At 73.0% G+C, this 15,174-nt stretch carries 12 protein-coding genes; 8 read left to right on the forward strand and 4 right to left on the reverse strand.

Annotated features, from left to right (window positions below; all coding sequences use genetic code 11):
* Positions 1-56 precede the first annotated feature (56 nt).
* Both AB0N81_RS36605 and AB0N81_RS36610 read left to right on the forward strand, forming a co-directional pair.
* The gene (locus tag AB0N81_RS36605; RefSeq protein WP_365366258.1) at positions 57-230 is read left to right on the forward strand and encodes a hypothetical protein; all 174 of its coding nucleotides are present in this window, start codon (positions 57-59) and stop codon (positions 228-230) included.
* Between the two features lie 76 nt (positions 231-306).
* On the forward strand, positions 307-666 hold the full coding sequence (locus AB0N81_RS36610) for a hypothetical protein (RefSeq protein ID WP_365366260.1): 360 nt from the start codon (positions 307-309) through the stop codon (positions 664-666).
* Positions 667-929: 263 nt separating this feature from the next.
* On the opposite strand, the gene AB0N81_RS36615 is transcribed toward AB0N81_RS36610, so the two are convergent.
* Entirely contained in the window at positions 930-3,692 is a 2,763-nt protein-coding gene (locus AB0N81_RS36615) for a BTAD domain-containing putative transcriptional regulator (RefSeq protein WP_365366263.1), read from the reverse strand.
* Positions 3,693-3,792: 100 nt separating this feature from the next.
* On the opposite strand from AB0N81_RS36615, the gene AB0N81_RS36620 reads away from it, so the two are divergent.
* The 5 genes from AB0N81_RS36620 to AB0N81_RS36640 all read left to right on the forward strand — a co-directional run bounded on the left by AB0N81_RS36620 (position 3,793) and on the right by AB0N81_RS36640 (position 9,124).
* A complete protein-coding gene (locus AB0N81_RS36620) occupies positions 3,793-4,686 on the forward strand; it encodes a class I SAM-dependent methyltransferase (protein ID WP_365366265.1) in 894 nt (297 codons plus the stop codon).
* A gap of 119 nt (positions 4,687-4,805) precedes the next feature.
* A complete protein-coding gene (locus tag AB0N81_RS36625) occupies positions 4,806-6,029 on the forward strand; it encodes a serine hydrolase domain-containing protein (RefSeq protein WP_365366267.1) in 1,224 nt (407 codons plus the stop codon).
* 186 nt (positions 6,030-6,215) lie between these two features.
* On the forward strand, positions 6,216-7,331 hold the full coding sequence (locus AB0N81_RS36630; protein ID WP_365366270.1) for a GNAT family N-acetyltransferase: 1,116 nt from the start codon (positions 6,216-6,218) through the stop codon (positions 7,329-7,331).
* Positions 7,331-8,560, forward strand: coding sequence for a DegT/DnrJ/EryC1/StrS family aminotransferase (locus tag AB0N81_RS36635; protein WP_365366272.1), 1,230 nt, complete (start codon positions 7,331-7,333; stop codon positions 8,558-8,560). Before AB0N81_RS36630 ends, AB0N81_RS36635 begins: the two co-directional genes overlap by 1 nt.
* Before the next feature lie 33 nt (positions 8,561-8,593).
* Complete coding sequence (locus AB0N81_RS36640) at positions 8,594-9,124, forward strand: SRPBCC family protein (RefSeq protein WP_365366274.1); 531 nt, start codon at positions 8,594-8,596, stop codon at positions 9,122-9,124.
* Between the two features lie 35 nt (positions 9,125-9,159).
* Here AB0N81_RS36640 and AB0N81_RS36645 read toward each other — a convergent pair whose 3' ends face one another.
* The gene (locus tag AB0N81_RS36645; RefSeq protein ID WP_365366276.1) at positions 9,160-9,921 is read right to left on the reverse strand and encodes a dienelactone hydrolase family protein; all 762 of its coding nucleotides are present in this window, start codon (positions 9,919-9,921) and stop codon (positions 9,160-9,162) included.
* Positions 9,922-10,059: 138 nt separating this feature from the next.
* Between AB0N81_RS36645 and AB0N81_RS36650 the strand changes: the two genes are divergently transcribed.
* Entirely contained in the window at positions 10,060-13,215 is a 3,156-nt protein-coding gene (locus AB0N81_RS36650) for a BTAD domain-containing putative transcriptional regulator (protein ID WP_365366278.1), read from the forward strand.
* Here AB0N81_RS36650 and AB0N81_RS36655 read toward each other — a convergent pair.
* Both AB0N81_RS36655 and AB0N81_RS36660 read right to left on the reverse strand, forming a co-directional pair.
* Positions 13,196-13,987, reverse strand: a complete 792-nt coding sequence (locus AB0N81_RS36655; RefSeq protein ID WP_365366280.1) for an ABC transporter permease — start codon at positions 13,985-13,987, stop codon at positions 13,196-13,198. The genes AB0N81_RS36650 and AB0N81_RS36655 overlap by 20 nt on opposite strands.
* Entirely contained in the window at positions 13,984-14,982 is a 999-nt protein-coding gene (locus AB0N81_RS36660; protein WP_365366282.1) for an ATP-binding cassette domain-containing protein, read from the reverse strand. Before AB0N81_RS36660 ends, AB0N81_RS36655 begins: the two co-directional genes overlap by 4 nt.
* Positions 14,983-15,174: the final 192 nt, after the last annotated feature.

Raw genomic sequence — 15,174 nt, forward strand, 5'->3', positions numbered from 1 at the left:
TCGGCCGCACACGGCCGACCCGAGTACCGCAGTCACCGAACAAGGAGCCGCAGGTCATGCCGGCCAATGACGCCACCCAGGCGCCGATCTATCACACCCTCGTCCAGGAGCACGGCGACGTCGTCGCCACGGCCCGCAAGGCCGCGGAGGAGACGCAGCAGACGGCCGAGGACCTGTTGGACTTCAGCACGCCCACCCGGGCGGGCACGCCCGCCGGGCCCGCGTCCTAGGGACGTGGGCGCGGTGCCGGCGGACGGGGCGGGCCGCCACTCGCGTCGGCCGCGGTCGATCCGCCAGGATGGCGCGATGGATTACGAGTTCTGGAAAGAGATCCACGACCGCGGCGGCATCCCCGCGGTCAAGAGCGCGCTGGAGGACCTCCCGGGCGACCTGGCACCGCAGGACGCGGACGCCACGACCGCCCTGGCCCTGAAGGTCATCGAGGACGACATCGCCCGCATCAACGCCCGGGCGGACCGGGCCGAGGCGCGGGCCCGTGAGCTGGCCGAGCAGACCCGCGAGGTGAACCAGCAGCTCACCGAGCACGCCGCGCTCGCGACGGACGCAGCGGACGCGACGGACGACGCCGGCACACCGGACGCTCGTACACCGGACGCTCGTACACCGGACGCCCGCACGCCCGACGACGCCCCGCCGGGCACGTGACACCCGCCGGGCACGTGACGCCCGCCGGGCACGTGACGCCCGCCGGGCACGTGACGCCCGCCGGGCACGTGACGCCCGCCGGGCACGTGACGCCCGCCGGGCACGTGACGCAGCGCCGGGCACGTGACGCCCCGCCGGGCACCTGACGCCCGCCGGGTACCTGACGCTCCGCCGGGCACCTGACGCAGCGCCGAGCACGTGACGCCCGCCGGGTACCTGACGCCCCGCCGGGCACCGGACGCGGCACCGCCCCCGCAGCTTCCTCACGTGCGGGCCATCAGCCGCACCATCGCCGTGTCGTACCGCGCCTGCAGCCCCGCGTCCGCGGACACCCGCAGCAGCGCCCCGAGCGCGCGGACGGCGCCGTCGTCGTAACCGAACGCCTCCGCCTCGCGGGCCGCGCTCTCCAGGCGGCGGATGCCCTCGGCCTCGTCGCCCATGCCGAGCAGTGCCTCCCCGATGACGGTGCGCAGCAGCACCCGGGCGGCCGCGGACGCCTCCGACGGGCTGTCGAGGTCGAGCGCGGCGACCGCCGTCTCGAACGAGGCCTGCCACTCCCTGGCGTCGAGGCGGTGCCGGGCGAGGTGGTAGAGCGCGAGACGTTCGGTGTTCCGGTCGCCGACGCTGTGCGCGAGCTCGGCCGCGAGCGCGCACCCCTCGGCGGCCTCCTCGGGGCTGCCGAGTTCGGCCTGCGCGAGCGACAGGTTGATGAGCGCGGTCGCCTCGCCGCGCGCGTCGCCGGCCCGAGCGGCGAGCAGAGGCGCGGCCTCCAGATGGACCAGCGCCTCTGTGGTGCGGCCCTCCTCCGTCAGGACCCACCCGAGCAGGGCACGGACCCGCGACTCGGCGCGCGCGTCACCGTCGGCCCGCGCCGCCTCAAGTGCCGTCCGCAGCAAGGGAGTCCAGTCGTCCCGCACCCGCCACACGATCTGCGGCCACAGCGCGAGGACGATCCGCCACGTCCTGGCGTGCAGCCCGGCGGCGTGCGCGGCGGCCGCCGCCAGCGTCAGGTCGTCCCGCTCGGCCGCGTACCACTCCATGGCCTGCTCGCGGTCGGCGAACTCCCTTGTCGCGCGCGGCGAGTGGAAGTCCGTCGGCAGCGTGAAGCACGACTCGTCACCGGGCTCGGCGGCGTCGGCGGCGGCCAGCGCCGTGGCCACGCTGTGGTCGAGCCCGCGCACCAGGGCGTCGGGCCCGGCGTCCAGACCGCGCGCGAACAGCCGTACGAGGTCGTGCAGGGTCCAGCGGTCCGGCGCGGTCCGGATCACGAGGTGCGCCGCGGTGAGCTTGTCCAGCGCCGCCTCGGCCGCGCCCGGGTCCGTACCGGCGAGAGCCGCGGCCGTGTACCGGTCGACATGCGTACCCGGGTGCTGTCCGAGATGGGCGAAGTGGTGCGCGGCGTCGTCGGGCAGCCTGCGCACCGTCATCCTCAGCGCCGCACGAACCCCCGTGTCCTCCACGTCCAGCAGGCTCAACCGGCGTGACTCGTCCGACAGTTCGTCACACATCGCACTCAGGGACCAGGCCGGCTGGTCCGCCAGCCGTGCGGCGGCCACCCGCAGCGCCAGCGGAAGCCCGCCGCACAGCTCCGCGAGCCGCCGCGCCGCCACCTCTTCCGCGAGGACCCGTTCCTTGCCGAGCACCGCGGCGAGCAGGGCGGTGCTGTCCTCCGGTTCGAGTACGTCCAGGGGGACCGGCCGGGCGGCGTCGGAGGCGATGAGCCCGCGCAGCCGGTAGCGGCTCGTGACCACGGTGACGCACTCGGCGCCGCCCGGCAGGAGCTCCCTGACCTGCTCGGACGCCCGCGCGTTGTCGAGTACGACGAGGAGTCGGCGGTCGGCGCACAGGGACCGGAACAGCGCGGACGCGCCGCCGGCCGACTCCGGGACGCGACGTGGCGCGACACCGAGCGCCAACAGGAACTCCCGCAGCACTTCGAGAAGCGCCGGATCGCCCGTGTCGCTGAATCCGCGCAGGTCGGCATAGAGGAGGCCGCCGGGGAACAGCTCACGGTTGCGGTGCGCCCAGTGCGACACGAAAGCCGTCTTCCCCACGCCGGCGGGCCCGGTGACCAGGCAGACGGGCGCTTCCCCTGCGGCGGCCCGGGACAGCGCGGTGAGCTCCCCGGCACGCCCGTGGAAGCCGCGCGGCATACGCGGCAGGAGATCGACCGTGGCGGGAGAGGGCGACGGCGAGAGGCCGTGGACCGGCGGAGGAGCGACGGGGGCCGGGGCCACGGTCGGGGCCTGTGCGGGGACCGACGCGCGCGCCGCGTCGTCACCCTCGCTCTCCCCGCGCAGCACGTCCGTGTAGGCGTCCGCCAGTTCCCGGCCGGGGTCGACCCCCAGTTCGTCGGCGAGCAGCCGCCGGGTGCGGTGGAAGCAGTCGAGCGCCTCCGAGCGGCGCCCCGCACGCTGCAGCTCCCTCACCAGCGCGGCGGCCAGCGACTCGCGCAGCGGGTGGACGGCGGCCTCCGCGCGCAGCACGGCCGCGGCCCGGGCGTGCTCGCCCATCCGCGAGTAGGCCGTGGCCAGCGACTCCACAGAGGCGAGGCGGAGTTCCTCCAGCGCCTGGGCGGCCGCCTGCAAGGGCTGGCTCGGGTACGCGCCGGTCAGTGCGGGCCCCTGCCACAGCGACAGCGCCTCCTGGTACATCGCCACGGCGTCGGCGGGCTCACGCTGACTGCGGGCCAGCGTCACCAGCTCCTCGAACCGGTGGGCGTCCAGGAGCGACTCCGGCATCCGCAGGACGTACGCCGTGCCCTGGGTGAGCAGCTCGACACCGAACATGTCGGCGTCCGCGCCGGCGAGCAGGACCCGCAGCCGCGACACATGCCCCTGTATGACCCCGCGGGCCCGCGGCGGCGGCTCGTGGTCCCACAGTGCGTCCGTCAACTGGTCGACGGGCACGGGGTGGTTCGGCCGGAGCAGCAGAGCGGCGAGCAGGCTGCGCCGCTTGGCGGGACCGAGCGGCAGCACGCCGACCTCAGTGGCGACGGAAACCGCGCCGAGCAGCCGGAACTCCACTGATGCAACTCCTCTGGCGGGAAAAGATCCAGATTACCGCCAGGGGCCGAGTATCTTCCGTGCAGGAGCGGGTCGACGGTACGAGAGATGGCGAGCGGACATGGCGGCGGGCTGGGAATGGGACGAGACGCTGTTCGCGGGAGCCGCCGCCCACTACGCGCGCGGACGGCTTCCCTACGCGCCCGGCCTGGCGGACGAGCTGGCCGGGGTGCTGCGCCTCGACGGACGGGGACGCCTCATCGACGTGGGTTGCGGACCGGGAACCGTCGCGTTGAGCCTGGCACCGCTGTTCGGCGAGGTCGTCGGCGTGGACCCGGACGGCGAGATGGTCGCCGAGGCCGGCCGTGACGCCGCCGGGAGAGGGCTGGCCGAGCGGACACGATGGGTGCGGGCCCGGGCGGAGGACCTGCCGGCGGACCTCGGCACGTTCGACGTCGCGACGTTCGCCCAGTCCTTCCACTGGATGGACCGCGACCTGGTGGCGGCGACCGTCAAGAGCATGCTTCACCCAGGCGGGGCCCTGGTGCACATCTCGGACCTGAAAACGGAACCGAAGACGGAACCGAAGACGGGATCGAGGACGCAGCCGAGGACGGAACCCGGCCCCCTCGAAGGCCTCCCCCACCCGGCACCACCCCACGAGGCCGTGGCGGACCTGATCAGGCGGTACTTGGGGCCGGTCCGCCGGGCGGGACGCGGAGTGCTGCCGCAGGGCACGCCGGGCGGCGAGGCGGAGGTGTTCGCCCGGGCCGGCTTCTCCGGCCCGCAGCGCCATATCGTCCCCGGCGGACCGCCTCTGGAACGCTCGGCCGACGACCTCGTCGCCGAAGTGTTCTCGATGTCGAGCTCGACCCCGCACCTGTTCGGAAGCGCCCGCGACCGCTTCGAGGCGGACCTGCGCCGCGTGCTGCGGGAAGCGTCCCCTACGGGCCGGTTCTCCGAACCCGCCCCGAGCACCGAGGTCTTCGTCTGGTGGAACGGGACGCCGCACTGAACACCGCCTGAAGGCGGCCGCCTCGACTCCGCTCAACCTCGCACGCCCCCGCGTGGTCTTGCTGCGCGAGGGGCGGCTGGGTCTCTCGCGTACGACTGGACGACTGCGAGGAGTGCGGCATGACGTTACGGAAGAGCTCGAAGGCGGGCGTGGTGGGTCTGGTGGCGGCCGCGATGGCCGCCACCGCCTTTGTCGCCCCCGCCCAGGCGGCACCGGACACCAGGCCCACGGCACCGGACACAGCGGTGTCGGGCAGGGCTTCCACGGCGGTGAAGGACGCGGATTCCGCGGCGCGGGGCCACCGGGCCACCCAGCGGGCGATGGACGCGGCCGTCCGGGCGGGCACCCCCGGCGTCACGGCGCAGGCACGCGACCGGCACGGGGTGTGGGCGTCGACATCAGGCGTGGGGGACCGCACGACGGGCGCGCCGCGCGGCAAGAACGACCGGTTCCGTGTCGGCAGCATCACCAAGACGTTCGTCGCGACCGTGCTCCTCCAGATGGAGGCGGAGGGCGGACTCGACCTCGACGACAAGGTGGAGCGTCACCTCCCCGGTCTGATCCGAGGCAACGGCAACGACGGACGCAAAATCACCGTACGGCAGCTCCTGAACCACACCAGCGGCCTGTTCGACTACCTCACCGACAAGAAGTACTCCGAGACGTACCTGCGGGGCGACGGCTACCTCAAGCACCGCTACGACACCCTGCCGCCCGAGAAGCACGTGCGCGTGGCCCTCGCGCACCAGCCGTTGTTCGAGCCCGGCGCCAGACACTCGTACTCGAACACCAACTACGTCCTGGCCGGGCTGATCATCGAGAAGACCGGCGGCAGAACGTACGAGGCCGAGGTGCGCGACCGTATCATCAAGCCACTGGGGCTCAAGGACACCACCAACCCCGGCAACAGCATCCACCTGCCGCGCCCCAGCAGCCGCGGCTACTCCAAACTCTTCGCGTCGGATCCCGCCCGGATCGACGACATCACCGAGATGAACGGCTCGCAGGGGTGGGCCGACGGCGACATCATCTCCACCACCGGCGACCTGAACCGCTTCTACAGCGCCCTGCTGCGCGGCAGACTCCTGCCGCCGAAGCAGCTCAAGGCGATGCAGACGACCGTCTCGTCCCCCGACTCCCCGGACACGGCCTACGGCCTCGGCCTCACCCGGCTCAGAACGAGCTGCGGAACCACGCTCTGGGGGCACGGCGGAGGCATGGTGGGCTGGCTGTCCCTGGCCGTCAGCACGGCGGACGCCCGGCACCAACTCGCCTTCAGCTTCAACGGCGACTGGGACGGCGAGTCCGTGCGGAAGGTCGCGGAGGCCGAGTACTGCGAGTAACTCGCCCCCGTCCTGGCCGGGTTGGCGTGCCTCATGGTCGGCGCCCTTGACACATGAGTACGGTTTCGCGACCTTTGAGCCTCGCGGGCCAGGGGTCGGGGAGCGGGGGAGCGGTCAGCCATGAGAGCCGTCAGATCAGCAGAGCCGGATTCCGGTGCGGATCCATCGGAGGACGGCCGGCCCGAGATGGACATCACGATCCACGGACTCGACGGACTGAGCGCTTCGCTGCGGGCGGCCTGGCACGGGGCGATGGACGAGTCGCCCCGGTTCGCCAACCCCTTCCTGGCACCGGAGTTCGCGATGGGCGTCGCCAGACACCACGGCGGTACGCGGCTGGCGGTCCTGCGCGAGAAGGGGCAGCCCGTCGGCTTCTTCCCGTACGAGCGCAACTCCTTCGGAGTGGGCCGGGCCATCGGTCTCGGCCTCTCCGACTGCCAGGCCCTCGTGCACCGCCCCGGCGTCACCTGGGACACCCACGAACTGCTCCGGGCCTGCCGTCTCTCCGTCTTCGAGTTCGACCATCTCATCGAGGACCAGCAACCCTTCGGCGCGTACGTCACGGGCACGTTCGCCTCGCCCGTGCTCGACCTGAAGGCAGGCGAGGAGGAGAGCTACGCGCAATGGCTGCGCGGCGCCTACCCGGGCCTGGCCAAGACGACGCTGAAGAAGGAACGCCGCCTGGGCCGCGACCTCGGCGAGATACGGTTCGTCCACGACGAGCGCGACCCCAGGATGCTGCGCACGCTCATGCGCTGGAAGTCCGCCCAGTACCGCAGGACCGGCCGCATGGACCGGTTCGCGCGGCCCTGGATCGTCGCCCTCGTGGACGACCTGTTCCAGGTCCGCGAGGAGCACTTCACCGGTGTGCTGTCCGTGGTGTACGCGGGCGACCGGCCGGTGGCCGCCCACTTCGGGCCGAGGTCGGCAACGGTGTTCGCCGCCTGGTTCACCGCGTACGACCCCGAGCTCAGCTACTACTCGCCCGGGCTGATGATGCATCTGCGGATGGCCGATGCCGCTGGTCGCGACGGCGTGCGGATCATGGACATGGGGCGGGGCGACAAGGAGTACAAGGACTGGCTCAAGACCCGGGAACTGCGTGTGGGAGAAGGGTTCGCGACCCGCCCCCACCCGGTGGCGACGGCCCACCGGCTGTGGCGCAGACCGGTGCGCGGCCTGCGCAACACGGTCCTGGCCCACCCCCGCCTGAGGGAGCCGGCCGACCGCCTCCTGAAGACCGTCGGCACGCTGCGCACATCGCGGCGCGGGGACGGCCGGGACGCGGGGAGCGCCCGCTGATGCCGTACGGATCAGGTCTTGCCACGGGAATGGCGCGCCGACTGGGACGCGAGTGCGTCTACACGCCCTCGGCGCGCCTCGCGCTGTACCTGGCGCTGCGGCACTGGTGCAGGCCCGGCGCGCGCGTACTGATGTCGCCGGTGAACGACGACGTGATCCTCTTCGTGGTCCTCGCGGCCGGACTGCGCCCCGTGCAGGCCCCGGTGTCCGCCCGCGACGGCAACATCGACCCCGCCGCCGTACCGGAGGAGACCTGGCGGAACGTGGACGCCGTCCTGACCACGAGCCTGTACGGCCTGCCCGACCGGGTCGTCGAACTGCGCCGCCGCTGCGATCAGTTGGGCATACCGCTCTTCGAGGACGCCGCCCACGCGATCGGCACCCACGTCGACGGACAGCCGATCGGTACCTTCGGGAAGGCCGCGGCGTTCAGCCTCTCCAAACACGTGGCGGGGCAGGCCGGCGGCTTCCTCGCCGTCGAGGACGAGCGCACCCGCCGCAGACTCGAACTGCTGCGGGACGAGCTCCTCGTGCCCCGCAGTCTCCGCGCCGACCTGTCCACCACGCTGCGCCCGCTGGCGCGTTCGGTCGTACGCGGCCTCCACCTCGTGCGCCCCGTGTGGCGCACCATGCAGCGCCTCGGGATGCTGGAACGCGACAGCTTCCGCATGGACCTCCACGCGCCCCGACTCGCCCGCTGCGCCTCGCAGGCGCCGAGCCTGGACGCGTACGAACCGTGGATACGCGTCGACCTGCACGGCTTCCGCTCCCGCCACGGCGCCCTGGTCCGCGGCCAGTTGACGGCGCGGATGGCCCGCCTCGACGACGACCTCGCCCGGCGCAGGGTCGGCACGTCACTGCTGGCGGGCACCGGCTGGGCGTCCCCGGCACTCCGCGACCGGCCGATGGACAGCGGCGCCCTTCCGCTCTTCCGCGTGCCGCTCCTCGTCCACGACCGGGACGTCCTGGTGAACCGCCTGGTGCGCCACGGGGTGGTCGCCGGGTACATCTACGACCCGCCGCTCGACGACTACGCGGGCGAGGAGTTCGTGGAGCCGTCCCCCGACCCGACGGCGGCCCGTTGGTTCGCCGCGCACGTGCTGCCCGCGGACCCGCTGCTCGCCCGCAAGATCGCCAACGCGCTGACGAGGGAGGGGGCGAGACCGGCGCGACCGCCGCTCGGCTCTCGCGACGGACAGGCGCTTCCCGCCGGACCTACTGACGGGTAAGGTCGGGGGCCGTCCAGGAACGGAGCATTCCTCATGGCCCGCACGTTCACCGTGTCCCGCAGCATCGTGGTCCAGGCGCCGCCGTCGGCGGTGTACGAGCAGCTCAGCCGGCCCGCGCGGATGGGCCGCTGGAGCCCGGAGAACCTCGGCGCCACCGTGCCCGGCGCGGACGAACCGGCCACGGTCGGCCTGGTCTTCGAGGGGCACAACAAGCGCGGCGCCTTCCGCTGGACCACCCGCTGCACGGTGACCGCGGCGGACCCCGGACGCCGCTTCGCCTTCCGGGTCCACGCGATCGGGCTGAAGCGCCCGCGCCTGCGGGCCCCCATCGCCACCTGGGAGTACCGCTTCGCGGAGGTGAAGGCGGACGCCCGCACGGCGGGGGTGGCGACGCGGGTGACCGAGACCTGGACGGACGACCGGCGCTCCTGGCCGGATGTCGTCGCCGGCGCCTTCGACCGGATCGCCACGGGAGGACATACCTTCGCGGCGTTCCAGGTGAGGAACATCGACAAGACCCTGCGCAACCTCAAGAGGGAACTGGAGGCCGTGGGCAGTCACTGAGCCCGCATCCCCGGGCCCGCGTTCGCACCGGTGCCTCAGCCGCCGCTGAGGGTGCGGCCGAGCAGGGGCAGCAGGCGGTCCCAGTGGCGTTGCAGCGCGGCCGGGCTGAAGGCGTCGGTGTCCGACATGGTGAAGCCGTGGGCGGAGTCGGGGTAGATCTCGGTGGTGTAGCCGACCCCGGCGGCGTCCAGCGCCTTGTTCAGCTCGCTGATCGCCTCGGGCGTGAGGTCGCCTTCGGCGAGGCCGAGGTGGACTTCGGCGGCGAGCTCGGGAATGAGCCGGTGCGGGCTGTCGGGCGCGTCGGTGACCAGGAATCCGGGGTGGAATCCCGCGACGGCGGTGACCCGGTCCGGGTGGGCCGTGGCGGTGCGCATCGCCAGGGCGGCGCCCAGGCAGTAGCCGATCACGCCGACCGGCCCGTCGGCGACCTCCGGCTGGGCGGTGAGGAACGTGAGGTAGGCGTCGGCGTCGCTCAGGACGCGTTCGGTGGTGTGCGTCTCGACCAACGGCATCACCTGGGCGAAGACCGCGGGCCGCGCCTCGTCGCTGATGTGCGCGGGCAGGTCGATCACCGGTGCGGGGCCGTGCCGGTAGTAGAGGTTGGGTACGAGCACGTAGTAGCCGTGCCCGGCCAGCTCGCGGGCCTTCTTCTCCAACTCGGGCCGCACGCCGAAGGCGTCCGGGTACAGCAGCACGCCCGGGTGCCGCTCACCACGGTCGGGGAACGCGGCAAGAGCGTCGGCGTGGCCGTCCGCGGTGGGAATCCGCACTGCCTTGAGCACTGTCTCGATGGGCACGTTCTTCCTTCTTCCAAAGATCAATCCGTTCCGTACGTCACGGTATGCGCTGCGCTGCCACGAGGTCGCCACCGGGGTCTCCGGTCGCCGAGCAGGTTGCCCCGCGCCGGAGATGACGGGCGCCGCTAACCTGCACGGGTGACCACCGACCTGACCCTGCTGCCGCGTGTCGCCTACCGGGGGCAGGAGGTCACCGCGCCCCGACTCCGCGCGCTGCTCGCGCTGCTCGCGGGTGATCTGCGCACAGGCTGCGGCGTGGCACGGCTCGTGGCGGGCCTCTGGCCGGACGCGCTGCCGGAGCGGCCGGGAAAGGCGGTGCAGGTCCTCGTGTCCAGGGCGCGGACGCACCTGGGCGCCGACGTCATAGTGAGCACACCGACCGGATACCGGCTCGGCCTCGCGGAGGACCAGGTCGACAGCTCCGCGCTCCTGCTGCACGCAGCCGCGAGTGCCGAACGGGCCAGGGCCGGTGACCACGCGGCGTCGCTGGCCGCCGCCGAGGCCGGGCTCGCCCTCTGGGAGGGCACACCGGACGGCATCGGCGACACCGGCGACCCCCTGGCCGCGCTCCGCGCCGAACGCGCACCCGTCCACACCGCGCTCGTCCGCGCACAGGCCCTCGCCCTCGCCCGCCTCGGACGGCACGCGGAGGCCGCCGAGCCGCTGGCCGCGGCCGCCTCGGCGCACCCGCGCGACGAGGAGGTGCTCGCCGAACTCCTGCGCGGCGAGGCCGCCACAGCGGGCCCGGCCGCGGCACTCACACGGTACGAGACCTACCGCCGCGAACTGCGCGACGAACTCGGCACGGACCCGGGCGCCGCACTCAGGGCCGCACAGCGCGAACTGCTGAACGGCGAGGCACCGGTGAGCAGGCACGGCCTGCCGCACGAGCCGAACCAACTCCTCGGCAGGGACGAGGACATCGCGGCCGTGCGAAGACTGCTCCGCGACTCCCGCGCCGTCACCGTCATCGGCCCCGGCGGCCTCGGAAAGACCCGCCTCGCCCATGCCGTCGGCCGCACGGCCGAACAGAGAGTGGTGCACTTCGTGCCGCTCGCCGGCGTCACCGAGGACGAGGACGTGGCCGCGGAGGTGGCCTCCGCGCTCGGCGCGGGAGGCAAGGGAGGCGCGGGGGAGAGCCGGTACGGCACGATCGGCGCCCACGCCAAAGCCGACCCGGTGTCCGGCATCCGCGCCGCACTCGGAACCGGGCCCGCACTGCTGATCCTCGACAACTGCGAGCAGGTCGTCCGGGGCGCCGCCGACCTCGTACAGGCCCTGATCGGCTCCTGCGAGAACCTGCGGGTGCTCGCCACCGGCCGGGCACCACTGGACCTCACATCGGAGGCGCTCTACGCCCTGCCGGAGCTCGGACCCGACACATCCGCCGAGCTGTTCACGCAGCGCGCCCGGGCCGCCCGGCCGGGTGTGGAGCTGCCACCGGACGCGGTGGCCGAACTCTGCCGCCACCTCGACGGGCTGCCGCTCGCCGTCGAGCTGGCGGCCGCGCGCGTGCGGGTCCTTTCCGTGCCGCAGATCGCCCACCGCCTCGGCGACCGGTTCGCGCTCCTCCGCGGCGGCGCCCGGGACGCACCGGAACGCCACCGCACGCTGCACGCGGTCGTGGAGTGGAGCTGGAACCTCCTCACGGACGAGGCGCGGGCGGCGATGCGCACACTGTCCGTCTTCCCCGGCGGATTCTCCGGCGAAGCGGCGGAACACGTCCTCGGCCCGGAGGCGCTGTCCCTCCTCGAGCAGCTGACCGATCAGTCGCTGCTCACCGTCACCGACACCCCGACCGGCGTGCGCTTCCGCATGCTGGAGACCGTACGGGACTTCAGTGCGGCCCGGCGCTCAGAGGCCGACGAGGAGGACACGGCCGTCAGGCAACTCCTTTCCTGGGCGCGAGAGTTCGGAGTCGCGCACCACGACGCGCTCCTCGGCCCCGAGCCCCTGCCGGCCAGGGAACTGATCAAGGCCGAACAGGACAACCTCGTCGCGGCGCTGCGACACGCCCTGTCCCGTACGGACGGCCCCACCACCGCCGCCGCGACCGCCGTCCTCGCCGCCCTGTGGTCGACCGACTCCGACTTCTCCCGCCTCACCGCACTGGCCGCCGAGACCGGGCCGCCGCTGTCGCACTACCACCCCGAGCCGGAATACGTCGAAGTCGCCCGCGCCGCCGCCGTGTTGTGCACCCCCAGCCTGTTCACGGGTTACGGCGCACAGGTCGTACGCCAGCTCGTCACCCTGCGGCGGCTGCCCCCGGCCCCGCCGGACACACTGCTGCGCGCCACCGCCGCGGTGCTGAGAGCGGTTCCCGACATGCTCCCTCCCGACTACGACGTGCTGCGGAAGCTCTGCGACAGCGGGCAGCCGCTCGTCGCCGCTGTCGCCGAATGCGTCGGCACGTACGTCTGGGAGTACGAGCACGACATCGACCGCGCCCTCTCGTCGGCCCGGCGGATGGACGCGGTACTGGCGCCGGTCGACAACCCGTCCCTGCGGCTCCTGGCCCACTCCCGGCTGAGCGAGCTGTACTTGAAGACGGGGCAGGGCGAGGCCGCGTACGGACATCTCAAGGCCGCGCTCGCGATGCTGCCGCGCCTCGGGGACGAGAACGACTACATCGGCATCCGCTCCGGCCTCGTCCTCGCCTGCCTGCAGCGTGGCGACCCGGACGAGGCCGAGTACTGGCTGACGCAGGCGGAGGGCGGCAACACCCCGGCGCAGGACGCCTTCTACAGCCCCGACCTCGGCGGACGCGCCGAGATCGCGCTCGCCCGCGGGCTGACGGAGGCCGGGCTCGGCCTGTGGCGGCGCGCCGTGGAGCGGCTGCCGGAGGCGTGCCCGAGGCCGGGTGACGATCCCTGGATCGATCCGTGGGCCCTGGGGATCCAGTCGGCGTCGGTGACGGCGCACGCGCACGCCGGCCGTCCCGGGCCGGTCGAGGACCAGGCCGACCGGCTCCGCCGACGGCTGCGGACGCTGCTCGGCGGTCCGCCCCGCTCGCCCATGGAGCTGACCTTGCACGGAACGGTGCTGCACGCGCTCGGCATGAACGGGCTCGCATCCGGGGACACCTCCGCCGTACGGATGATCGCGCTGGCCGAACGGCTGCGTGTGCTGCGCGAGTTCCAGCCGACGATGTCGGCGGCCCGCGCCCGGCAGGCGGCCGAGGACGCCGACGGGGCGGCGTACGCCGACGCGGTGTCGGAGTACGCCGCCCTGGACCGCGACGAGCTGCGGGAGGCGGCCCGCGCGCTCGTGCCCGCTACTTGGGGTCGCGGTTGAACAGCGACGTCGACCAGCGGTAGCCGAGTCCGGTCAGGCCCAGACACCAGGCGACGGTGGCCCACCCGTTGGCGCCGATCTCCGTGCCGAGCAGCAGGCCGCGGAGGGTCTCGATGGCGGGGGTGAAGGGCTGGTACTCGGCGACCGGCCGGAACCAGCCCGGCATCGCTTCGACCGGCACGAAGGCGCTGGAGACGAGCGGGAGGAGCATCAGGGGCAGCGCGTTGTTGCTGGCCGCCTCGACGCTGGGCGAGGCCATGCCCATCCCGACCGCGATCCAGGTGAACGCGAGGGCGACCAGAGTCATCAGGCCGAACGCCGCCAGCCACTCCAGCACAGTGGCGTCGGTGGACCGGAAACCGATGGCCACGGCGACGGCACCGACGACGACCACGCTCGCGATCGCCTGCAGCACGCTGCCCACGACGTGCCCGATGAGCACGGAGCCACGGTGGATGGCCATCGTGCGGAAGCGGTCGATGATGCCTTCGGTCATGTCCATGGAGACAGCCACCGCGGTCCCGGCAGGTGTGGCACCGAGGGTCATCAAAAGGGTGCCCGGGACCAGATAGGCGATGTAGTCGGAGCGGTCGGCGCCGCCGCCGCCGATGCCGACGCTCATCACGTCGCCGAAGACGTAGACGAAGAGCAACAGCAGGACGATCGGTGTCAGCAGGATGTTCAGGGTGAGGGACGGGTAGCGCCTGGCGTGCAGGAGGTTGCGGCGCAGCATGGTGGACGAGTCGCGCACGGCAAGGGAGAGAGCGCTCATCGGACGGCCTTCCGGGGGCTGGGCGGGACGTCGGTGCCGCCGGTCAGGGCGAAGAACACGTCGTCGAGGTCGGGGGTGTGCACGGTCAGCTGGTCGGCCTCCACACCGGCCGAGTCCAGCCGGTCGAGAAGGGAACGCAGCTCGCGCTGGCTGCCGTCGCAGGGAAGTTGCAGCGCCAGAGCCTCGTCGTCCGCGGTGACCTCACGCAGAGCTGCGGTGGCGGACCGATAGGCGGCCGGGTCGGTGAAGCGCAGCCGTACGTGCCCGCCCCGCACGATCCGCTTCAGCTCGTCGGCGGTGCCTTCCGCGACGAGCTCGCCGCCGTGCAACACGGCGATGCGGTCGGCGAGTTGGTCGGCCTCCTCGAGGTACTGAGTGGTGAGGAAGACTGTGACGCCACCGGAGACCAGCTCCCGGACGACGCCCCACATGGTGTGGCGGCTGCGCGGGTCGAGGCCGGTCGTCGGCTCGTCGAGGAAAATGATCCGCGGGGCGCCGACCAGCGTCATGGCGATGTCGAGGCGGCGCTTCATGCCGCCGGAGTAGCCGGCCGCGGGCTTCTTGGCGGCCTCGACCAGGTCGAACCGCTCCAGCAGCTCGGCGGCGACCCGCCGCCCCTCGCGCTTGCCCAGGTGGTGCAGGTCGGCCATGAGGAGCATGTTCTCCTCGCCGGTGATGAGTCCGTCGACGGCGGAGAACTGGCCGGTGACGCCGATGGCGGCGCGTACGGCCTGCGGGTCGGTAGCGATGTCGTGACCCGCGATGTGGGCCTGTCCCGCGTCGGCGGAGATGAGGGTGGAGAGGATCTTCACGGCGGTGGTCTTGCCGGCGCCGTTCGGACCCAGCAGCGAGAAGACGGTGCCGGCCGGCACGGTCAGGTCGATGCCGTCGAGGACGCTCTTGTCCCCGTAGGACTTGCGCAGCCCGTACGCCGCGATGGCGAGAGAGTGCGGAGCGGCTGATGCGGTGGTGGGTGTTGTTGCCGTTCTCGTCATGCGGCAGAGGCTGTGGCACACCGCGTTCAGCCCGGTTTCACGACGGTTTCAGGATGCTGGAACCGTGACGGGCTCGCGGCGCGCGCTCTGAGTCGGGAACGCCCATCCGACGGGTGGGGGCGGCTCACCTGGAGGGAGGGGCGCGCCAGGGAGCTCACGGCCCCCACCCGTCGGGCGGGCCCCGGTGGTGGG

This window comes from Streptomyces sp. NPDC093510 (assembly GCF_040683555.1).
GTDB lineage: Bacteria > Actinomycetota > Actinomycetes > Streptomycetales > Streptomycetaceae > Streptomyces.